The following is a 21,425-nucleotide window of genomic DNA, read 5'->3' as shown; positions in this document are numbered from 1 at the left end:
GGCGGGTCCTCTTCATTCACCCTACGCGCCCCATTCGAGCCCTGCGGGCAGGCGGCCCCCGCCGCACGCCCGGTCCCCAGGAGGCGGTGAATTTCACCGGGCGCCAGCCGTTCCCTTGCGCTAACAGGCAGCACGCGAATTCCCTCCTGGAGGACCGCCCGACATGAACGCCCGCTTCCGTACCGTCACCTTCCTGGCCGCCCTGGCCCTTGCCGTCCCCGCGCTCGCCGCGCCGAAGGACGACGCCGTCGCCAAGCCCGTCAAGACGGTGGTCCAGTCCGTGCGCTACGAGCGCGACGCGGCCGCCCTCAAGCTCTTCGGCAGCGAGGAGCAGGGGAAGTTCCTGCTCGGCGACGCCTGGGCCAAGGGCACGGACGCCCAGCGCAAGGAGTTCGTGGAGCTGTTCCAGGGCCTCTTCGCGGGCATCGCCTTCCCCCGCGTGCGGGAGAACTTCAAGAACCTGGACTCCATCACCTACGAGCCCGCCGAGGTGAAGGGCAACGAGGCGACCGTCGCCTCCACCATCTTCATCAAGCACCCGCTGAAGACGCAGGAGATGAAGCTGAAGTACCGCCTGACGAAGGACGCCGCCGCGTGGAAGGTGGTGGACGTGACGGTGCTCGGCTCCTCCATGCTCCAGGACATCCGTGACTCGCAGGTGCAGCCGCTGCTCACCCAGGGTGGGTGGGACCTGTTGCTGACGCGCATGCGCACCGAGCTGGCGAAGGTGAAGAAGAAGTAGTCCCCGTTGAACCCGGCGGCCGGGCCACCAGGCGCCCGGCCACCGGAAGGGTTCCGGGGCGGCGCGTCATCGAATAGGCTCCCACTCCCCCCGAGTGACTGGCCGATGACCGCCCCCGCCCCCGTCCAGCCCACACCTGTCCGCAGCACCGGCCCGTCCGCCCGCGAGGTGGACGCCTTCTGCGTGCAGTACGCCCCCCGCGCTCCGGGCAACCCCGCCGTCCGGGACCTGTACCGGCTCCTGTGCGACGTGCCCGAAGGTGGGCTGGAGGCACGGCTGGAGTGGGTGGAGCGGTGGATGTTGTGGCTGCACGAGCGCATCCCCGCCCATGCCCTGGTGGACGCCGACGAGCCCCCGCTGTCCGCCGCCGACAGCCGCCTCACGCTGATGGTGCGGGTGATGGAGGGCGAGAGCGCGATGCGCGCCGCCGTCACCCGGCTGGTGTCCGCGGTGTGCGACGGCAGCCGCGGGCTGAAGCTCTTCGCGCAGGTGGGACTGCCCGCGGGCCAGGGCTTCTTCTCCGAGGCCTCGGACCGGCTGGCGCGATCACTCCTACCCGCGCCCCCCGAGCCGGGAAAGCTGTCCGAATTGCTCCTGCGGCTGTTCCCCGTGCCCGCCGACGCGGACTGGCTGGCCTCGCTGTCCCCGGCGCTGCTCGCGAAGCTGGCGTCGCTGGTGGGCGACGCGCGTCCGCCCGAGCCGGTGCCCGCCGCCCGCGTGCGCGCGGACATGCTGGACGCGCTGCTGCTGCTGGCGGTGCAGACGGCCGGACTGGGCACGGCCGAGGACGTGAGGGACCGCAGCCCGGAGACGTCCTTCCGGGGCTCGCCCTTCCTGCGGCTGCGCCTGGTCTGCGACGCGGTGCTCGCGCGCGACGCGGCGCAGGACACGCTGAAGGACCTCTCCACCTGCGTGGCGGACTGCCGGCAGGTGGTGTCCAGCGTGTCGCGCCACCTGGAGGAGGCGGGCGTCAGCGTGGACCTGGTGTACCGGCTGGAGCGCATCCGCCGGAGCCTGGAGCGCATGGAGGCCATCGCCCGGGTGCTGGGCGCGCCGCGCGGCGAGCCCCGCTGGCGCGAGGCGATGACGCTGCTGGTGGACCTGCTGCGGCGGGCGCACGCGGACCGCTCCGTCATGGAGCTGGCGAAGCGCAACGTGCGGATGCTGGCGCGAAAAATCATCGAGCGCGCCGGCCACTCCGGCGAGCACTACATCACCAGCACCCGCACCGAGTTCCACGCCATGGTGCACTCGGCGGCGGGCGGCGGGCTGGTGACGGCCGTGGCGGTGGCGATGAAGCTCGTCCTCTCCGGACTGGCGCTGGCCCCCTTCTTCCTCGCGCTGGGCACCGGCCTCAACTACGCCCTGGGCTTCGTCCTCATCCAGGTTCTGGGCTTCACGCTCGCCACCAAGCAGCCGTCGGTGACGGCGGCCACGCTGGCGGGCGCGGTGGGCGAGGGCGCGCGGGGCGAGCGACTGGCGAGTCTGGTGGAGCTCATCCCCCGCATCACCCGCTCACAGCTGGCGGCCTTCGCGGGCAACCTCGGCGTCGTGGCCCCCGCGGCGCTGGCGCTGGCCCTGGTGTACCAGGGGGTGACGGGCCACACCTTCCTCACGCCCGCGAAGGCCCACGCCATGGTGGCCTCGATGCACCCGTGGAAGAGCGGCACGCTCGTCTTCGCGGCCCTCACCGGCGTGCTGCTGTGGCTGAGCAGCGTGGCGGGCGGGTGGCTGGAGAACTTCGTGGTGTACCGGCGGCTGCCGGAGGCGCTCGCGCACCACCGCGTGCTGCGCCGGCTGCTGGGAGAGGCCGGAGCGAGCCGGCTGGCCTCCGGGTTCCAGCACGCCGCCTCCGGTCTGGGCGGCAACGTGACGCTGGGCTTCCTCCTGGCCCTGGTGCCCGTGGTCGGGAAGTTCTTTGGCGTGACGCTGGACGTGCGCCACGTCACCTTCGTGCTCGGCTCGCTGGCCCTGGCCGGTGGGACGCTGGGCGCGGGCGCGGTGCTCCAGCCGGACTTCCTCGCCGCGCTGGCGGGCATGGCGCTCACCGGCCTGCTCAACTTCACCGTCTCCTTCTCGCTGGCCCTGGGCGTGGCCCTGCGCGCGAGAGACGTGCCCACCCGCGAGGCCCTGCCCTTCCTGCGCGCGGTGGCCGCCCACCTCGTGAAGGCCCCCCGCTCCTTCCTCCTGCCGCCCCGGGACACCGCCCCCGACGTGCTCCGGGTGTCCGCGCCGCCTTCGCCCTGAAACGGCACGCCGCCCCCCGCCGTGACACGCGGATGACAAAATATTCCCGGCGGGCCCGCGGCCGGGGACCGGCCGGGCTGACGGGCTCTGCTTCCTGACGGGGGCTTTTGCCGGTAGGGTCGCCGCCGCATGAGCGGCGCCCGAAACCCGAACTCCCACTCTCGCTTCGCCCTCGCCTTCGCCGGCCTGCTGGTTCGCCGGCCCGGGGCAGTCCTCCTGGTCCTGCTGGCCCTCCTGGGCCTGTCCGCCTGGGGCACGTCGAAGCTGCGCATCAACTCCAACCAGCTCGACCTCATCTCCCAGGACCTGCAGGAGGTGAAGGACGTCAAGCAGGTCATCGACATGGTGGGCGGCAGCGGCTTCCTGATGCTCGCCCTGCGCTCCTCGGACGAGGCCGCCATGAAGAGCACCGCGGATGACCTCGCGAAGATGCTCGAGGCGGACAAGGAGAACGTCCGCAACGTCTCCTACAAGCTGCCCGTCGAGTTCATCCAGCAGAACATGGTCCTCTTCGTGAAGACGGAGGACCTGGTCGAGGGCAAGCGCCGCATCATGGCGTTCCTGCGCGACAAGCTGAAGCGCAGCAACCCGTTCTTCATCGACCTGGGCGCCTCCAAGCCCGTCGAGCTGGACATGCAGGACCTCGTCGACAAGTACTCCTCCGTCGGCAAGAAGAGCATCCGCGACGACTACAACATCTCCACCGACAAGAAGATGGTGCTGATGCTCATCAAGCCGATGTGGGACACCACGGAGATCGGCAAGACGAAGGCGTATCTCGACAAGCTCCAGCTCCAGCTGGACGCGTACTCCGCCCAGCCCGGCAAGGTGAAGCTGGTCGAGGACTACGACAAGGAGTCCTTCAAGCGCGACGGCTCGAAGGACGGCAAGGGCGCGACCACCATCGCCTACGGCTTCACCGGCTCCTACAAGACGACGGTGGACGACTCGTTCGCGATTGAAGATTCGCTCCAGCCGGTGACGGTCATCGCGCTGGTGGCCATCTTCCTCATCACCATCGTCTTCTTCCGGAAGCTGGCGCCCACGTTCATCGTGGTGAGCGGCACGGTGATGGGGACGATTTATACGCTCGGCTTCACCTACGCGACGGTGGGTGAGCTGAACATGATTACCTCCATCCTGGGCGGCATCCTGATGGGGTTCGGCATCGACTACGGCATCCACTTCATCTTCCGCACCCGGCTGGAGCTGGGCGCGGGCAAGACGTACGACGTGGCCATCCGCGACGCCTTCGTCAACGCGGGCCGCCCCGCGGCGGTGGCCGCGGTGGTGACGGGTGGCTCGTTCTTCGTGCTGATGGTCAGCGAGTTCCGGGGCTTCAGCCAGTTCGGCTTCCTGGCCGGCTGCGGCACGCTCATCCTCGGACTCACCCTGTTCGTGTGGAGCGCTTCGCTGCTGGCGCTGGCGGGCCGCATCAACCCGGACCTGCCGCGGAAGCTCATCGGCATCATGAAGCCGCCGCCCAACACCTCCACCACCACCGGCAAGGAGCTGCGCATCCCGAAGCCGGGCCTGGTGCTGGCCGTCAGCTCGCTCGCGGTGGCCCTCATCTGCGCCGCGGCGGTGCCCTGGGCGGGCCTGGACGCGGAGGCGCCCAAGGGCGTGAAGCTCGGCTTCCTCGAGCGCCTCAAGTACGGCGTGGGCTTCAACTACAACACCCGCGCGCTCATCCCGGACGGCATGTCCTCCGTGGTGCTCCAGGACGAAATCAACGAGCGCTTCAACATCTCCAGCGACCCGATGGCCATCTACACCAAGGACCTGGACCAGGCCGAGGGGGTCTACCGGGAGCTGACGCAGCACCCGGAGAAGTACCCGTCCATCGACCAGGTGGTGAGCATCTTCACCTTCGTGCCGCCCGCGAAGACGGCCGAGGCCAACGCGAAGGTGCTCGAGGAGTGGAAGGCGGAGCTGGCGCAATTGGAGTCGGAGGGCTTCTCCACCGCCGCGCTGCCGCCGGAGATGCAGGACAAGGCCGAGTTCTTCAAGAAGGTGCTGGACGCGAAGCCCTTCGACGTCCACGGCGTGCCGGCCAACTACACCGCCCAGTTCAAGAACCTGCCCACCGCGCAGCCGGAGAACCAGGGCTACCTCACGTTCATCTACTCGGGCGTGGACCTGCTCGACGGCAAGAAGATGATGCAGTTCGCGGACGAGACGCGCTCCATCCGCGCCACGTACTCGCCGGGCCTGTTGGACAAGGACGCCTGGGACGCGCCAGGCCCCACCGCGGAGAAGGAGTTCCGCGCCGCGGGTGCCACGCAGCTCTACGCGAAGCTGGCGAGCATCGTGCTCTGGGACGGCAAGGTCACCGTGGTGCTCACCGCGCTGTGGATTCTGCTGATGCACTTCCTGGACTTCCGCAACGCGAAGCTGGCGCTGGCGTCGGTGATTCCGCTCGGCGTGGGCGTGGCGATGATGCTGGGCATCATGTCGCTGACGGACCTGCGCCTGAACTTCATGAACATCATCATCCTGCCCATCCTGCTGGGCTTCGGCGTGAGTCACGGCCTCTACCTGCTGCACCGCTTCCTGGAGGGCACCTCGCCCCTGGTGGCGCTGCGCAGCGTGGGCGCGGCGGTGGCGTCCTCCACGCTGACGGCGGTGGCGGGCTTCGCGGCGCTGCTGGCCGCCGCCCACAACGGCCTGCGGTCCATGGGCCTGGTGGCGTGCATCGGCCTCATCACCACGCTGGTGGTGTCCTTCACGGTGCTGGCCGCGGTGATGCAGCTCATGCATGACCGCCGGCAGCGCGAGGCCGGCGCGGCGTCCGGAACGGGCGGAACGTCCGGCGGCGACGCGAGCAGCGAGACGAAGGCGGCCTGAAAGCCACGGTGTGCTTGAAGGAGGCCCCCTTCGCACGAAGGGGGCTGGGAGAGAGGGACATGAACACGAAGCGACTGTTGCCCGTGCTCGGGCTGGGCCTGCTGTCCGCGTGCTCCACGGTGAAGAGCCATCGGGTGCGCCCCGACTACGAGCAGGTGGACAAGCAGCAGGTGAAGCGGCTGGTGGTGGTGACGCAGCCGCTGCCGAACGGCATCCCCGCGGTGGGCGAGCTGTGGAGCCTGCTGGCCCGCCAGTGGGTGAACCAGAACCGGGACTTCATCGTGAAGTCCAACCTGGCGCTGCAGGACCGGCCCGGGGACACGTCCTTCAAGGGCCTGTGCGTGGAGGGCGTGGAGGGCGTGCTCTGGCTGGACCCGAGCATCACGCTCAAGGGCAAGGACGACGGCGCGGAGGCCTCGGTCAAGGCGCGGCTGACGCGCTGCCGCGACGGCGAAGAGGTCTGGGCCGCCGAGGCCGGCGGGAGCTGGGGCTCCAAGGACGAGGACTACGAGCAGCGCGTGGCCCAGTACGTCGAGGAATTGGGCGAAGAGGTGCGCCCCTACGTGGTGCCCTCCGCGAAGCTGCTGAGGGCCACGCTGGACACGCTGCCCAATCCCCAACTGAACGACGCGGACAAGGACGAGAAGATAGAGCTGGGTGAGTAGGCTCGTCCCTCGTGGACGAGACGACCATCGCCCTGAGGCTGGCCCTGGCGGCGCTGCTCGGCGGCGTGCTGGGCCTGGAGCGTGAGGTGCGCGGTCAGGACGCCGGCCTGCGCACCCACATCCTCGTGTCCCTGGGCTCGTGCTGCTTCACGCTCGCCAGCGTCTTCATCGAGGTGGTGCTCGGCGCGGGCGCCCCCGAGGGCACGCGGGGTGACATCGGCCGCATCGCCAGCCAGGTGGTGGTGGGCATCGGCTTCCTGGGCGCGGGCGTCATCCTGCGCCACGGCGGGCAGGTGAGGGGGCTGACGACGGCGGCCAACCTGTGGCTCACCGCCTCCGTGGGCCTGGCCGCGGGGCTGGGCTTCTTCACGGCGGCGGCCACCACCATGGCCATCGCCATGCTGTGCCTGGTGGGCCTGCGCCCCCTGGAGCGCGCCATCCACCACTACCGCTCCCGGCGCGGGCTGAAGGCGGACAAGGACATCGCCGCCTCCATCCACCCCGAGTCCCCGCCCCTCGACGGGGAATGAGCGGCAGCGGCCCGCGCCTCAGCGGCGCGTGTTCGGGTCCACGTCGGACGGCGCCTCTCGGCGAGGCGTCTCGTCCTCGTCCCGCGCGGCCCGCCGCTCCACCGCCCCCGGCGGCTGCCGGACCGCCACCACCGCCGGGTCCACCTCGCTGACGAGGTCGTCCCCGCGGTGCGCCCGCTCCGGGTACGCCGTGGTGCCCTGTCCGAATTCGTACCGGCCATGCGCCTGGAACTTCGCGCTGTCCATGCGGGCCTGCTCCAGGTCCCCCGGCTCCAGCCCCAGGCCTCCGGTGAGGTCGTGCTGAAGGGCCCGCTCCGGGGCCTTCACGCCCCGCCGTGCATCGGAGAGGGCCTCCGGGTTGACGCCGGGCATGTCCGACACGGCCTCGCGCAGGTAGACGTCGTCCCCGTCCAGGTCCATCACGTCCGTGAAGGCCACGCGAAGGTCTCGGGTGACGTAGCGACTCTTCCCGACGAAGAAGCCCCCCGCGTCCACGGCGATGACGGTGCCCACCACCTCGCCGTCCCGGTCCCTCGCCGTCATGCCCATCTGGATGTTCGCTGGATTGAACATGCTCGCTCCCCCGGAGTCGTGTGCGCGTCCTGGGGAAAACTGGGCATGGTGGGAAGCCCCCGGCATCCCCCGCTCCGCCCCACGTCCGGGCGGGCGGGCCCTGCCTCCCCCCACGGTGGGGAGGGAGGCGGGCTGTCAGCCCGTGGTGCGGTCCGTGGGCTGGTGCTCGGCGGGCTCGGGCTCGCCGGGGTGGGAGGGCGGCTCCATGACCTCCGCGAAGCGGCGGTCCATCTCCGTGCGCACGTAGCGCTCGATTTCCTCCGCGGTGGTCAGCTCCATGGCGCCCTTCAGCAACTCCACGGCGTCCCCGCGGCTCACCCGGCGGATGAAGCGCTTCACCACCGGAATCTGCCCCGACGTCATCGACAGCTCGTCGAAGCCGAGCGCCAACAGCACGAGCGTGTACAGCGGGTCTCCCGCCATCTCGCCGCACATGGACACCGGGATGTTCGCCGCCTTGCCCGCGTCGATGATGGTCCTCAGGAGCCGCAGCACGGACAGGTGCAGGGGCCGGTAGAGGTAGGCCACCTCGCGGTTCTGGCGGTCGATGGCCAGCGAGTACTGGATGAGGTCGTTCGTCCCGATGGAGAAGAAGTCCGCCTCCTGCGCCAGGCGGTCGGCAATCATCGCCGCGCTCGGCGTCTCCACCATGATGCCCACCGGGAAGCGCTTGCCCACGGGCACGCCCGCGCGGCCCAGCGCCGTGCGGCACGCCTCCAGCTCGCTGCGCGCCTCGCGCAATTCGCTCACGCCGCAGATGAGCGGGAACATCAGCCGCAGGTTGCCGTGCACGCTGGCGCGCAACAGGGCGCGCAATTGCGTGCGGAACAGCTCCCGGTTGGACAGGCAGTAGCGGATGGCCCGCAGGCCCATGGCCGGGTTGGGCTCCTTCTCGTGCTTCGTCTTGCCCGGCACCTTGTCGCCGCCCAAATCCAGCGTGCGGATGGTGACGGGGCGCCCGCCCATGGCCTCCAGCACCTGCCGGTAGGCGCGGTAGTGCTCCTCCTCCGTCGGCGCCGTCTTCCGGTCCAGGAACATGAACTCGGTGCGGTACAGGCCAATGCCCTCCGCGCCGTGCGCCAGCAGGGAGGGGATTTCCTCCAGGAACTCCATGTTGCCGTAGAGCCGGATGCGGTAGCTGTCCGTGCTCACCGCCGGCAGGTCCTTCGTCGTCAGCGCCAGCCGCTCGGTCTCCTGGTAGCGGCGCTGGTCCTCGCGGAAGACGGCAAGCTGCTCGTCGGACGGGTTGACGAGGATGACGCCCCGGATGCCGTCCATGGCCACCAGGTCGCCCGGCGAAATCTGCTCGCTGGCCCGGCCGGCGCCCACCACCGCGGGCGTCTCGCGCGCCCGCGCGACAATCGCCGTGTGGCTCGTCTGGCCGCCCAGGTCCGTGACGAAGCCCGCCACCCGTCCGCTGCGCGCCATCAGCGCCGCGTCCGCGGGGGACAAGTCGTGCGCGACGACGATGGCCTCGGCCGGAACCTCCACCTCCTCGTCCACCACCTGGCCCATCAGGTTGCGGATGATGCGGTCGGCGACGTAGTCCACGTCCGAGCGGCGCTCGCGGAAGTACTCGTCGGGGATGTTGTCGAAGAGGTGCTTGATTTTACGCGCCACCCGCCGCACGGCCCACTCGGCGTTGATGCGGTCGTCGATGATGAGCCGGTTGACCTCGTCCACGAGCATCGGGTCGTGGAGCATCAGCCGGTGGGCTTCGAGGATGAGGGCGTGGTCGCTGCCCTCGGTGCGCGTAATCTGGTCCTTGAGCTCGGCGAGCTGGCGGTCGGACAAATCAATCGCCGTCTTCATCCGCATCCGCTCGGGCTCGACCTCGGCCTCGGCCAGCCGGAGCTTGGGGGTGCGGATGCGCTTGCGGTCCAGGATGAAGGCGTGGCCCACCGCCACGCCGGGAGAGGCGCCGATGCCCAACAACCTCAGGGTGGGGGTGGCCTGGCTGCTCACGTTCCCATCTTCTCCTGTGGCTCTACCGCGTTCCCATTCTCACCCGTCACTGGGCCTCGCCGAAACGGTCCCCGATGAGTTTTGCCAATTCCAGGAGGCAGGCGTCGGCATCATCACCTTTGCACGTCACCTTCACCTGGGTCCCCTGGGCCGCCGCGAGCATCAGCACCCCCATGATGGACTTGGCATTGGCCCGCTGGCCCTGGGCCTCGAGGGTGACCTCGCTCTTGAAGCGGTTGGCCACCTTGACCATCTGCGCCGCTGCCCGGGCGTGCAGCCCCAGCGCGTTGATGATCTCGTATGTCCCTTCGGCCACGGTTGCCATCGCGACTCCCACCTCTCTTCTTAAAGGAATGCCCCCGCCGCGCAGGCCAGCCCCGCGGCAAGGTAGAGCACCACGTAGTTCGGCACCCGACGGCTGACCAGCACGTAGGACGCCACCCCCAGGGCCAGACACCCGGCCGCCAGGAAGGGCGCACGGGCCCCTCCCGCGTTGGTACCGAAGGACACCGACAGCCAGGCGGCCAGGCCGCCAGCGCTCGTCGCCGCCACCGCCCGCAGCTTCGCCCCCCGTGACGGGAGGTTGGCCCGGGCCACCGCCTCCACCAGCCTGTCTCCCAGGGACAGGCCCAGCCAGTACAGCCGCACGCGCAGGAGCACGTGCACCAGATTGTAGAGCACCAGGAAGAGGGGCACCGCCCACACGCCCAGCAGCGGCACCATGGCCGCGCTCACCGCCCCCACCGCCGGCTTGAGGGACAGCCAGAAGAAGCCGTCCCCCAGCGCCGCCAGCGGCCCCATCAGCGCGGCCTTGAAGGCCACGACCTTGTCCGGCGTCTCCTCCCCCCGGGCGATGCGCACCTCGTGGTTGACGACCCCGCCCACAATCGCCGCGGCCACATAGGGGTGGGTGTTGAAGAAGACGAGGTGGCGGCGCACCGCCTCCTCGCGCGCGGCGCCGTCCGGGTACAGGTGCGCCAGGGCGGGGTAGACGGAGTAGGCCAGCCCCAGGTTCTGCATGCCCTTGGGGTTCCACGACGCCTGGAGGAAGAGCGAGCGCAGGAAGACGCGCAGCAGCACCCACGGCGGCAGGGGCCATTCGGACGCGCTCACCGGCCCTCCCGGAGGAGGAGGAGCACCACCGCCACCGTCACCGCCGCCGCCCCCAGCGCCGCGTACAGGGGCGCGCGCCGGGCGTGGCTGCCCTGCGCCGCGAGGGAGGCCGCCACCGAGGCCATGGCCGGCCAGGCCCACGCCAGCCCTCGCACCACCGGGGGGGGCAGCGCCTGCAGCAGGGGCTCCACGAAGAAGCCCGCCAGCGCGCACAGCGACGTGAGGGCGCCGTACAGCACGAAGTGCGGCCACATGCCCCACAGGTTCTGTCGGACGGCGCGGGTGAGGTTGCCGGCCTCCGCCGAGGCCAGCGCCACCCGGGCCAGCCGCGCCGTGTAGCCCTCCAGGAGCCGGTCTCCCCGGCGCCCCACCCGCCCCAGGCCGATGAACAGCAATACAGCAAGGGACCAGATGGCCGGTGTGGAGCCCGCGCCGGTGGCGGTGGTGAGGGTGGCGGCGGCGGCGCTGGTGCCGGTGGCGGCCAGCGTGTCGTTCTCCGGCAGCGCGGCGCCCAGGTTGGCGGTGCCCAGGAAGAACAGCTCCAGGAGCAGCCCCACGGCCAGACCGGAGGGCACGTCCCCGAGCAACAGCCCCATGATGGTGGCGGCCACGAGGGGGCGGGACAGCATGGCCTGGAGGAACGCCTTGCGCTCCAAGGCCACCAGTCCGCCCCACAGCCCCGCGAGCGCCACCTGGGTCCAGACGACGCTCACGTCCTCACCCGGCCTTCGCCCACCGGTCGGTGAGGTCCAGCAACTCCACGGGCTTCTCCGAGGGCACCGCGCGGGCCTCCACGCGCACGCCCTGCTCGGACACCTGCTGGAGCGTCTTCAGCTCCGCCTCCGCCAGGAAGACGGACGGGGACACCTGCCGGCGCCCGGTGCCGAAGTGCACGTTGCCCAGGTTCAGCTCGTCCATGGACAGGCCGTGCGCGAAGGCGAAGGGCACCGCCGCGACGTCCCGCAGGAGCACCAGGGTGCGCACCCCGTCCTTGGAGAGGGCGGCGAAGTCCACCTGGGCCAGGGGGAGAATCTGCACCTCGATGGCGCTCTGGACGGCCAGGGCCATGGCCGCCCGGATGAGGGGGCTGGAAGCCGCCTCGTCATCCGCGACGACGACCCGGGAGACCTTGAGGAAGGGCAGCCAGGCCTCGACGACCTGACCATGGATGAGGCGGTTGTCGACGCGGACCAGGGTGATCACGGCAGTCTCGAATCGCCGACCCGCGCGGGCCCGTCAAGTTCGCGGCTGCTGCTGGGCCTCGCGAAGCAGGGCGGATGCGCAGGTGATGTTGCGCTGGCCATGGGAAGCCAGCTGGTTGGCCATCTCCGGAAGCGACAACTGCTCGTTGCGGAGCGAGTTCGCCTTGAGAAGCATGGGCAGGTTGACGCCGGCGAGGACCTCCAGGTTCATCCGCTGACACATCATCAGCGACTCCTTGCAGGGAGTGCCGCCGAACAGGTCCGCGAGGATGATGACACCTTCCCCCTCATCCACGCGGGCAACCGCCTGCTTCATCTTCGCGCGGAGCTCCTCGACAGGAGTCCCTGGCTCGATGTTGCAGGTTGCCACCGCGGGAAGCTTTCCCACGATCTGCTCCGCGGTGGAGACCAGCTCCTCCGCTAGACGCCCGTGCGATGCGACGACGAGGCCGACCATGTCCGCTCCTGACCAACCCCCCGAAGTTTGCGGTCTACGCCTGAACGCCGCGTTGCGCAACTCCGGCGAAAGTTTCCGCCCTGAACCCCAGACCCACGCTCCCACTTCCTGTGTCGAAAGGTAAGACGACAGTGGCTCCCATGCCCGGAATTTCGGGTCCGGCCGCGTGCAGGGCTGTCGCCTGCCGGACGGGGGAGCGACTTCGTTCCCCCCACACCTTATCGGATGCCACTGAGACATGCGCGATGCGCGCCGTCGCCTTTACCCCACCCACCCCGACCCACCGCCCGTACAGCAAGGAAGCAAGCGCCCTATTAAACGAGTCGGGACTGGAACGATAGAGGGGACATGCATGACCCCGCCAGAGCCGTGCGCCCGGCAGGTGGGCTCGAAGCCGCGCCCCGGGGCGCACCTGGGTCCCTGCTGACGCCCTGCTGGCACGAATGAATTGACATGTGAGTCACTCCTCAGCATCCAGCGGATCGCACGCGCCGGTGTGACGTCCCGGGGCGGATGGAGGCGTCATGGCGCGGTCGAAGCTGCTGAAGGAAGGCGATGCGGTCCCCGATGTCACGCTGAAGGGCGCGGGAGACCGGCCGGTGCGGCTGCGCGACCTGGTGGGGCAGAAGGTGCTCGTCGTCTACTTCTACCCGAAGGATGACTCGCCGGGCTGCACCGCGCAGGCGTGCAGCCTGAGGGACCAGTACGAGGACTTCGTGGCCGCGGGCGCGGAGGTGGTGGGCATCAGCGGTGACTCGGTGACGTCGCACGAGGGCTTCGCCACGAAGCACCGGCTGCCCTTCGTCCTGCTGAGCGACGCGGGCGGCGAGGTGCGTGACGCGTTCGGCGTGCCCCCTTCCCTGCTGGGGCTCATCCCCGGACGCGTCACCTTCGTGGTGGACCGCAAGGGTGTCATCCGCCACGCGTTCGAGTCGCAGCTGCGCGTGGGCGAGCACGTGCGGCGCGCGCTGGAGCTGGTCCGCACGCTCGCCCGCGAGGGTGAGGCGGCGACGGGCGCGTCCGCCGCGAAGTAGACGCTCCCGGCACCGGGCCCGGCACGGGCGGGCCCGGATGGGACACCGGCTACCGCAGTGTGGTGGGAATCTCCGCGAGCGGAGGGAAGCCCCAGCGTGCGCGCTCCTCGTCGGTGACGCTCGGGTCCACCGGGTAGAGCTTCATCTGCTTCGTCTGCAGGTCGCCCCGGTACTGCGTGCCGAAGCGCTGCGGCCGCTCGGCGTTCATCAGCCAGCGGTCCCACGCGGCGGCGGCAATCCACAGGCCGCCCGGGTGACCGCGGCGCGCGGCCTCCGCGCCCAGCTCCCGCGCCATGGCGAAGTCCTCCTGCGCGTGGCCGTGCTGGAAGATGAACGCGGCGGCGAGGAAGTCCGCGCCCTCCTTCAGCTCGCCCGCTGCCACCAGTTCCTTCACCCGCGCGCGGCGCTGCTCGTCGCGCGCCGTGACGGCCTTCCACGCTTCTGGAGAAGCCGGCGGCGGAGAGCGGTCCGCCTGGTCCTCCGCGAACATCCGCTTCAGCTCGGCATGGGCCGTGGGGTCTTTCTCCGGGAGCGTGGGGATGCGCGCCACCAGCGCCGTGAAGGCAGGCTCCGTGCGCAGCGAGGCCAGGTCCTCGTCCTGCTGCATCCACCTCACGTCGCGAAAGCCCCACTCCGCCGCGCGCGACAGCTGGTCGAGCGCCTCCTGCTTCTTCCCCAGCAGCGCGAGCGCGCACGCGGCGGAGTACGCGGTGCCGTCGTTCGTGTTCCCCGCGTCCAGCGCCCGCGTGTACTCCGCCAGGGCCTCGGCGTGCCTGCCCTCACGCATCAACACATCCCCGCGCTTCACGAGCTGCCAGCCGGGCATCGGCGCCGCGGGCGGCTCCATGAACGGCAGCTCCGCGACGGGCGCCTTCGCGGCGGCGGTGGGGGTTTCCGTGGAAGCCGGCGCATGCGCACACGCGCCGGCGAGGACGAGCAACAGGGCGGAAGTGGGGAGTCGCATGGCGCGCAGTCTAGGGGTCCGAAGCGACCTTGACGCCACTTCAAGCACCGAAATGCCGGAGCCGCACGCCCGCGTCCCACACGCGAACACGCACCGCGGACACGCTGTCCCGCACGCGCGCGGAAACCTCGCCAGGATGTCGCTGCCCCTGACGCAAACCCGCGAAGTGCTTCACTTCATGCACGCCGCGCCGCGTGTTTCAGACGCTGGCCCAGGCCTTGCTCAAGCGAGGAGTGCCACGCGACACACGCGAGGCAGGGAGAGCAAGGTCATGAAGACCCCGGATGAGAGCTTCTTCGACGTCGTCGTCCTCGCCGTCAGCCCGCTGATGGCGGTGCAGCTGTTCGGGCTGGTGATGATGGTCGTCACCTATGCGCACTCATAGCCACCCGCGTCAGCGGCGCGCGTAACATCACGTAATATGTTGGCCCCTGGACGGGACTGGTTTCAGCTCGATATAAACGGAATAGCGCGACAGGCTGGCATTCGCCGAAGGACGCCGCCGCGCTGCCGCTGAGTTCCCCCCGAGCTGAAAGGAAGTCCCCGAAATGAGCCTGACCCCCCGCAGTCGTCTCAATTGGTGGATTGGTGCAGTTGCCAGCGTGTCCCTGCTGGGTGCTTGCGGAGCGCCGGATGAGCGCGCCGGTGACGCGCTCGAGTCGAACGAGACCGTGCAGGACGCGGTCGCGGGCGATGTGGCGGTGAAGCTGTCCGTGGAGAAGTCCTCCCTGGCCGCGCGCGACAACGTGCTCGTCTCCGTGACGATGACGAACGTCTCGTCGCGCACCGTGCGCCTGCTCAAGTGGCACACGGCGGTGGACGGGCTGAAGGAGGACCTGTTCAAGGTCACCGCCAATGGCGTCTCGGCGGAGTACAACGGCCGTCACTACAAGTGGGCCGCGCCGCAGGCGACGGACTACCTGAACCTGGCGCCGGGCGAGAGCGTGTCGAGCAAGGTGGACCTGTCGTCCGTCTATGACCTGTCCAAGACGGGCACCTACGACATCAGCTTCGGCTCCGCGAGCCACGATGGCGTGTCGGAGCTGAGCTCCAACAGCCTGACGGTGTTCATCGAGGGCCGTCCCTTCGTCAGCCCCGAGGCCGAGGCCGCCCCGGGCACCGTCGACGCCATGGCGCTGTCCACGGCGAACTGCACCAGCGCCCGTGTGACGTCCGTCACCACGGCGTTCAACTCCGCGAAGACCTACGCGAACAGCGCGGTGACCTACCTGGGCGGCACGCCCAGCGCCACCACGCGCTACACCACCTGGTTCGGCACCTACAGCAGCTCGGGCTGGAGCACCATCAAGACGCACTTCACGTCCATCAAGAGCGCCTTCGACACCAAGTCCGTCATCGTCGACTGCGGCTGCACGGACAGCGCCTACGCGTACGTGTACAAGAACTCGCCGTACCGCATCTACGTGTGCAACGCCTTCTGGAGCGCGCCGAACACGGGCACGGACTCCCGCGCCGGCACGCTCATCCACGAGATGAGCCACTTCACGGTGGTGGCGGACACGGACGACCACGCCTACGGCCAGACCGCCGCCAAGAACCTGGCGAAGTCCAGCCCCACCAACGCCCGCGACAACGCGGACAGCCACGAGTACTTCGCCGAGAACACGCCGTCGCTGCCGTAATCGCGGCGCGGTGACATGATGTGCAGTGGAACGGGGGCGGCGACGCCCCCGTTTCTTTTTTCTGGAGCCTGGAGCCCCATTCTCATGACACGTGGAAAGCTGAGCCTGACGCTGCTGTGCCTGGGAGTCATGGGTGGCGCGTGCGCGTCACGTTCTTCCGAGGGAACACCGCCGCCGGCCGCGGCAAGGCAGGAGGAGTCCGCCATGGCGACGACGCTGGAGTGTGCACTGAGCGCCCCCAAGACGGTGAAGGCGGGCGAGCCGGTGGAGGTGGTCTTCCGACTGACCAACCCCACGGCGAAGCCGCTGTACGTGCTCGACTGGCACACGCCGCTGGAGGGGCTGCTCAACGACATCTTCCAGATTACGCGCGACGGCACGGAGTTGTCCTACGCGGGGCCCATGCTGAAGCGCGGCAACCCGGGCGCGGACGACTATGTCGCCGTGGCGCCGGGTGCCTCCGTGGAGGGCCGCGTGAATGTCGCGCTCGCGTATGACTTCACGCAGCCGGGCCGCTACCGCATCGCCTTCCGTGGCCGGCTGATGGATGTCGCCACGCAGCAGGCGGAAGTGCCGCACACGCTCGACGGGTTCCGCGAGCTGCCGGTGAAGTGCCCCGAGGTGGAGACGGCTGTCGTCGCGCCCTGAGGTCAGCGAGAGACTCCGCCCCCGGATGGCTCCTGGCCACCGGGGCGCCCGGGAGGTCCTCCTGACGTTCAGACCGGAAACTGGAGGCCGGAGGCGCCGGCGCGCGGCAACGCGCGCGCCTGGAATGATTCGCCGGGAATATCCGGCGCCGGCTTCGTTGCCCTGAGAACAGTACTCACCTCGCCGCCGAGGTCCCCGGGCACACGCGGCCCGGGCACGTCGCGGCGTTCGTCTCAGTCCCAGTCTGAAGGCGTCCCCCAGGGCGCCAGTGCCGGGAGCCGTGCGCCTGCGCGAGCTTCACGAAAGGAGTGCGTCCTTTGCCTCGCTCGAATCCGTGGTTGTTCGGGGTCCTCTGCGTGCTGATGGCCTGCGGAGGAACGTCCGAAGAAGAAGTGATGGATGTGGAGGAGCTCGCCACGAGCACGCAGGAGGTCGGCGCGTGTGACGAGACCCGGCTGGCGTGGACCTCCGCTGGCGACCCGGCCAACGTCTGCGCGGTGCCGTGGCAGTACGGGCTCGACTGCAACAAGTCGGGCAGCAACATCACCTGCGGCGCGAGAACCGGGTACCAGCAGAAGACCTGCTACCACTACCCGGTGTGCCGGCTCCCGCAGTTCGGCATCGAGAGCCGCGCGCAGAAGGCCTTCTCCCAATCCATCTCGTGCCCCGCCTACTCCTCCACGGAGTGCCGTCCGAAGCCGCAGACACCCGACATCGAGATCTGCACCACGGTCACCCGCTACAACTGCTACACCCAATGCCACACCACGGCGCAGGCGAAGATCAACAGCCTCCCGGCGGCGGACCGCACCGGGGTCTCCATCGTCTCGTACAACGGCAACGAGATGTCCTCCACGTCGACGGGGTCCTGCTCGTACACGCTGAGCAACTGGCCCACCTACAATGACCAGGAGGACCCCGCGTGCGGCGCCGCCACGAGCTCGTACTCGTGCGACGACACGACGAAGCCCATCTACCCGACGTGCCGTCACAACAGCTTCGGCAACGACGTCCCGACCGCCTGCAACGCGGACCCCCTGTTCGCCGCGGCCGGCACCACGCTGGGCGCCGTGAAGCAGACGGCGACCAACGTCTGGGGCGCGATGCTCCCGAAGAACTTCGAGACCAACCCCCTCTACACGCTGCAGCCGCTCTGCCGCACGTGTGACCAGCTTGCCCTCAACGCGCAGAGCGGGCAGACGCAGGTCACCGCCAAGTACGACTGCCTGCTACAGGGCCTGGCCGCCGGACTCCCGGCGGGCGCCGGGGGCGCGCAGCTCCGCTCCGAGGTCGTATCCCGGCTGAAGCTGCTCTACGAATTGCACAGCCACCACATGACGCCGGCCCAGGTCCAGTACGTACGCGGCCTGTACCAGTCCGACCCGGCGGCGAACACCACGTGCAGCGCGGCCTTCGTCCCGCCCACCGTCTCCGGCTGCGGCCTGAACCTGGCGCCGCTCAACGCGGCGATGGACCTCTGCACGCGCCTCGCGTCGTCGCACGTGCCGGGGGCCTCGGCCCGCTCGCAGATGCCGTACTGCGTGGGCCTGGCCTCGCAGGTGGCGGCGGTGAGCGCGGGCGCCTGCCAGGGCGACGTGTACCGCGAGAAGTACCACGGCATGTGGCTGAAGCTGTACGAGCGCGCGCTCTCGGACATCCACCGGGTGGACGTCGCGGGGGACGCGCTCCAGCGCAAGGTGCCGGACACGACCGACGTGCGCCTCCATCTGCAGAGCATCAGCGACTGGTATGCGGTGCAGCGGGCGCAGCTGTTCCCGGGGGCGCCCGACAGCCCGGTGCTGATGAAGCAGCTCAGCGAGACGTTCGACATCTTCTGGAAGGTCGCCTACGAGAATGCGCTGCTCAACGTGAATGGGCTGCCGGTGCACGCGAAGCCTCTCAACGCGGGCCTGCTGGTGGACCAGACGGTGCTCACCGCCGTCCTGACCGGCAGCCCGGCCATGAGCGGCCCGCCGCTGCTGATGCTGCTGGGCGACGGCTTCAACGGCCTCTTCGAGCGCATGGAGGACTTCAGCTACCTGCATGACCTGGGCTGCCGCTTCAAGGGCTGCGGCCCCGCCGTGGACACCGAGACCGCCGAACTGTTCGCGCTCTTCGGCGCCGTGCCCGACGCCGCGAAGCTGCAGACGGCGGTGGGCGCCGCCAACAAGCTGAACACGTCCAGCTATGACCACCACGCGGAGTGGGTGGCGGTGTTCAACCTGCTGCGCGTCAACCACGCCGCCTTCACCCAGGCCGTGGTGGCCGCCACGGGGGCGCCTTCGTACACGCCGGAGCTCCTCGAGGGCGGCGCCGGCGGCGTTCCCGCGCCGCTGGCGAAGTGGGCCCAGATGGTGGAGAAGGCGGACGCCTACGCAGACAGCTACCTCAAGTCCGGCTTCTTCGTCAGCACCGCGCGCGACACGCTGAAGACGGGCATCGAGGAGTACAAGAGCAACTTCATCAACGACGTGGTGACGGCACGCAAGAACGCGCTCACGACGGCGGTGAACGAGTACACGCAGAACCGCACCACGCTCATCAACGAGGTGCTGGGCGAGGTGGGCAACGCGGCGAACCAGAAGACCGTGCAGACCACGCTGGTGCGCAAGCTGACCGAGTTCTACGCGCTCAACGCGGACCTCGTCGGGCTGCAGGACAACCTGGTGAGCCAGGAGGCGCAGTTCAGCGACATCGCGGCGGCCTTCAACACCACGCTGGACATCGAGTCGCCCGCCCTGGGCACCGACATCCAGCGCGGGCCGCTGCAGACGCTCAACGTCAGCGCCGCGGATGCGCACGGTGCTCCCGGCGCCCTGTTCAACGTCCTCACGTTCGCGGTGCACCAGCCGGGGGCCCAGGCCTTCAGCCTCTCCGCGCTGCACGGCGAGCTGCTGAACTTCGACGTGTCGGGCGAGTACGCGCCGAGCTGCGCGCTCTCCAGCGCGACGATTCCGGACCCGGCGACGGGCACGCTCCTGCCCGTCAACACGGGCGGCGGGGCGGCCCAGGTGGGCCCCGGCGGCTACATGGTCAGCTACAGCAACGGCGCATTCACCGCGCAGAACGCGAGCACGTCCACCTTCACCCGGGAGAGCACCGAGGACCGGGCGTGTGCCGGCGTCAGGGTCGAGGCGGGCTTCGAATTCTTCGGCAGCAGCACCAAGGCGTATGCGTCCGCGGAGACGTGCAATGCCAGCTCGAAGGGCTCCGACAGCACGTCCGCCTCGCAGAACGGCTCCGAGGGGCGGACCTCGGCGAGCTTCGCCACGGGCCTGCGCGTGCCGGGCACCCCGTTCCCCGACGCGCCCGTCGGCAGCCTGCTGCTGGTGGCGATGAACCCGGGGACCTCGGACCTGGCCAACCTCCGCGACGTGCGGGTGCTGCAGGCGCCCCGCACCTCCGTCGTGGTGAAGGAGGACGCCGACTACTACCTCGTGGTCAACGACTTCGGGTCCTGCGCGGACGACACCGCACACCAGCTCACGGTGACGGCGATGCGGCTGATGCCCACGGGTGTGGCCGCCAAGGCGCTGGGCAAGGCCATGGCCACGGTGATGACCGAGGTCCGCGCGGCGACGCCCGCCTACGTCGACCAGGGGCGCGTCACGAACAGCGAGCTGGAGGCCCTGCGCAGCAGCGCGCAGACCCGGCTGCTGCAGGAGTACGCGGTCCAGTGCCCCGGCTGCTCGTCCAGCCAGATGCCGGAGGTGTTCGGCTCGCTCTTCACCACCTTCGTCAACGCGGAGCTCGCGCGGCTGGAGCGGCTGGTGCAGCTGCGCACCGTGGAACGCGCCATCGACCTGCAGCTGCTCGACATCCAGTCCCTGGGGGACGACCTCACGGCGGGCGCCGACAAGGCGCGCCTGCTGCGGCTGCTGCCCCTGTGGCGGCTGCGCAACCTGGACGGCGCCGAGCTGCGCGACAAGTCTCGCGCCCTGACGAGCCTGGTCACCGACTACCTCTACCCGACGATGGACCTGCGTCACCCCACCGCGCTCGCGCCGCTCAAGGTGCACGCCAGCCTGGATGCGCTGGTGCAGGCGGACTGGTCCGACGACTTCGCGGCGCTCTGCTCCAAGGCGCTCACGGCCGTCGGCAGCATCGAGACCGCGCTCGCCAACGCGCGCATCAGCGACAAGGCCCCCAAGGACCTCGTGCTCGCCTTCGCCTTCCCCAACCCCTACTTCGGCATGCCCCTGACCAGCCAGTGGCGCAGCGCGGACTCCGAGCGCTCCGAGGCCGTGTGGAACAGCATCCTCAACGGCTCCGGCGAGGTGCTCATCACCCTCACCCCGGATGACCTCTACAGCACGGGCGGCGTGGGCGGCACGCTGCTCTGCAACCACCACATGCCCGTCATCAAGAACCTGGGCGTGCAGGTGGTGCGGCCCTTCAGCAGCACCAACGCGTCGGACTCGCAGGCGTGGCTGACGGTGCCGGTGCGCTGGGAGGACGTGTTCGCCTACCCCGCGACGGGAAGCTCCAAGCACTACGCGATGCTCAACCCGGACTTCCTCGTCGGGGCGCCGCACCTGCTGTTCGGCCAGGACATCGACGTGCTGACCACCTTCGCCCAGGACATCCAGCAGCCGTTCGCCACCGTTGCGGGCAATGGCCTGTCTCCCTTCGGCACCTTCACCATCGGCCTGGGCAACGTGAGCCCCGAGAAGTTCGCGGAGGCCTCCGCGCTGGTCGTCACCCTGAAGGTGGACGCGCTGGAGCTGGCGGCCACGGCCACCGGCGCCGCGGTCTGCCAGTAGCTCACACGAAGTAGCGCACGGGGGCGGCGGGG

17 protein-coding genes are annotated in these 21,425 nt (G+C 69.8%); 9 read left to right on the top strand and 8 right to left on the bottom strand.

What is annotated here, in order from left to right; translation table 11 throughout:
* Positions 1-163 precede the first annotated feature (163 nt).
* From OV427_RS28480 to OV427_RS28460, 5 genes are all read left to right on the top strand, one after another.
* Positions 164-742, top strand: a complete 579-nt coding sequence (locus OV427_RS28480) for an ABC transporter substrate-binding protein (protein WP_267859336.1) — start codon at positions 164-166, stop codon at positions 740-742.
* A gap of 105 nt (positions 743-847) precedes the next feature.
* The gene (locus tag OV427_RS28475; protein WP_267859335.1) at positions 848-2,989 is read left to right on the top strand and encodes a site-specific recombinase; all 2,142 of its coding nucleotides are present in this window, start codon (positions 848-850) and stop codon (positions 2,987-2,989) included.
* Between the two features lie 129 nt (positions 2,990-3,118).
* Positions 3,119-5,836: an efflux RND transporter permease subunit gene (locus OV427_RS28470; RefSeq protein WP_267859334.1), complete on the top strand. Its 2,718-nt coding sequence runs from the start codon at positions 3,119-3,121 to the stop codon at positions 5,834-5,836.
* Positions 5,837-5,895: 59 nt separating this feature from the next.
* Entirely contained in the window at positions 5,896-6,501 is a 606-nt protein-coding gene (locus tag OV427_RS28465; protein ID WP_267859333.1) for an MXAN_6521/LA_1396 family lipoprotein, read from the top strand.
* A gap of 11 nt (positions 6,502-6,512) precedes the next feature.
* Positions 6,513-7,031: an MgtC/SapB family protein gene (locus OV427_RS28460; RefSeq protein ID WP_267859332.1), complete on the top strand. Its 519-nt coding sequence runs from the start codon at positions 6,513-6,515 to the stop codon at positions 7,029-7,031.
* Positions 7,032-7,049: 18 nt separating this feature from the next.
* On the opposite strand, the gene OV427_RS28455 is transcribed toward OV427_RS28460, so the two are convergent.
* From OV427_RS28455 to OV427_RS28425, 7 genes are all read right to left on the bottom strand, one after another.
* Positions 7,050-7,604 (bottom strand): hypothetical protein, encoded by a 555-nt coding sequence (locus tag OV427_RS28455; RefSeq protein ID WP_267859331.1) that lies wholly within the window; start codon positions 7,602-7,604, stop codon positions 7,050-7,052.
* A gap of 135 nt (positions 7,605-7,739) precedes the next feature.
* Positions 7,740-9,569: a phosphoenolpyruvate--protein phosphotransferase gene (gene ptsP / locus OV427_RS28450; RefSeq protein WP_267859330.1), complete on the bottom strand. Its 1,830-nt coding sequence runs from the start codon at positions 9,567-9,569 to the stop codon at positions 7,740-7,742.
* A 46-nt stretch (positions 9,570-9,615) separates the two neighbouring features.
* The gene (locus OV427_RS28445) at positions 9,616-9,894 is read right to left on the bottom strand and encodes an HPr family phosphocarrier protein (RefSeq protein ID WP_267859329.1); all 279 of its coding nucleotides are present in this window, start codon (positions 9,892-9,894) and stop codon (positions 9,616-9,618) included.
* A 20-nt stretch (positions 9,895-9,914) separates the two neighbouring features.
* The gene (locus tag OV427_RS28440) at positions 9,915-10,682 is read right to left on the bottom strand and encodes a PTS system mannose/fructose/sorbose family transporter subunit IID (protein WP_267859328.1); all 768 of its coding nucleotides are present in this window, start codon (positions 10,680-10,682) and stop codon (positions 9,915-9,917) included.
* Positions 10,679-11,395, bottom strand: coding sequence for a PTS sugar transporter subunit IIC (locus OV427_RS28435; RefSeq protein ID WP_267859327.1), 717 nt, complete (start codon positions 11,393-11,395; stop codon positions 10,679-10,681). The genes OV427_RS28440 and OV427_RS28435 overlap by 4 nt, the downstream gene beginning before the upstream one ends.
* Before the next feature lie 4 nt (positions 11,396-11,399).
* On the bottom strand, positions 11,400-11,885 hold the full coding sequence (locus tag OV427_RS28430; RefSeq protein WP_267859326.1) for a PTS sugar transporter subunit IIB: 486 nt from the start codon (positions 11,883-11,885) through the stop codon (positions 11,400-11,402).
* Between the two features lie 33 nt (positions 11,886-11,918).
* Positions 11,919-12,341: a PTS sugar transporter subunit IIA gene (locus OV427_RS28425; RefSeq protein WP_163995050.1), complete on the bottom strand. Its 423-nt coding sequence runs from the start codon at positions 12,339-12,341 to the stop codon at positions 11,919-11,921.
* A 524-nt stretch (positions 12,342-12,865) separates the two neighbouring features.
* On the opposite strand from OV427_RS28425, the gene OV427_RS28420 reads away from it, so the two are divergent.
* Positions 12,866-13,375 (top strand): peroxiredoxin, encoded by a 510-nt coding sequence (locus OV427_RS28420; RefSeq protein WP_267859325.1) that lies wholly within the window; start codon positions 12,866-12,868, stop codon positions 13,373-13,375.
* A gap of 49 nt (positions 13,376-13,424) precedes the next feature.
* Here the strand turns inward: OV427_RS28420 and OV427_RS28415 are convergent, their stop codons facing one another.
* Entirely contained in the window at positions 13,425-14,339 is a 915-nt protein-coding gene (locus OV427_RS28415; RefSeq protein WP_267859324.1) for a TPR end-of-group domain-containing protein, read from the bottom strand.
* A gap of 548 nt (positions 14,340-14,887) precedes the next feature.
* On the opposite strand from OV427_RS28415, the gene OV427_RS28410 reads away from it, so the two are divergent.
* The 3 genes from OV427_RS28410 to OV427_RS28400 all read left to right on the top strand — a co-directional run bounded on the left by OV427_RS28410 (position 14,888) and on the right by OV427_RS28400 (position 21,393).
* Complete coding sequence (locus OV427_RS28410; protein ID WP_267859323.1) at positions 14,888-15,982, top strand: M35 family metallo-endopeptidase; 1,095 nt, start codon at positions 14,888-14,890, stop codon at positions 15,980-15,982.
* An 84-nt stretch (positions 15,983-16,066) separates the two neighbouring features.
* Positions 16,067-16,630 (top strand): protease, encoded by a 564-nt coding sequence (locus OV427_RS28405; protein ID WP_267859322.1) that lies wholly within the window; start codon positions 16,067-16,069, stop codon positions 16,628-16,630.
* 395 nt (positions 16,631-17,025) lie between these two features.
* On the top strand, positions 17,026-21,393 hold the full coding sequence (locus OV427_RS28400; RefSeq protein WP_267859321.1) for a hypothetical protein: 4,368 nt from the start codon (positions 17,026-17,028) through the stop codon (positions 21,391-21,393).
* The last annotated feature ends 32 nt before the right edge of the window (positions 21,394-21,425 follow it).

Source organism: Pyxidicoccus sp. MSG2 (genome assembly GCF_026626705.1).
Lineage (GTDB): Bacteria > Myxococcota > Myxococcia > Myxococcales > Myxococcaceae > Myxococcus.
The sequence above is the reverse complement of the archived record's forward strand: the minus strand, read 5'-3'. Positions and strand labels throughout refer to the sequence as shown.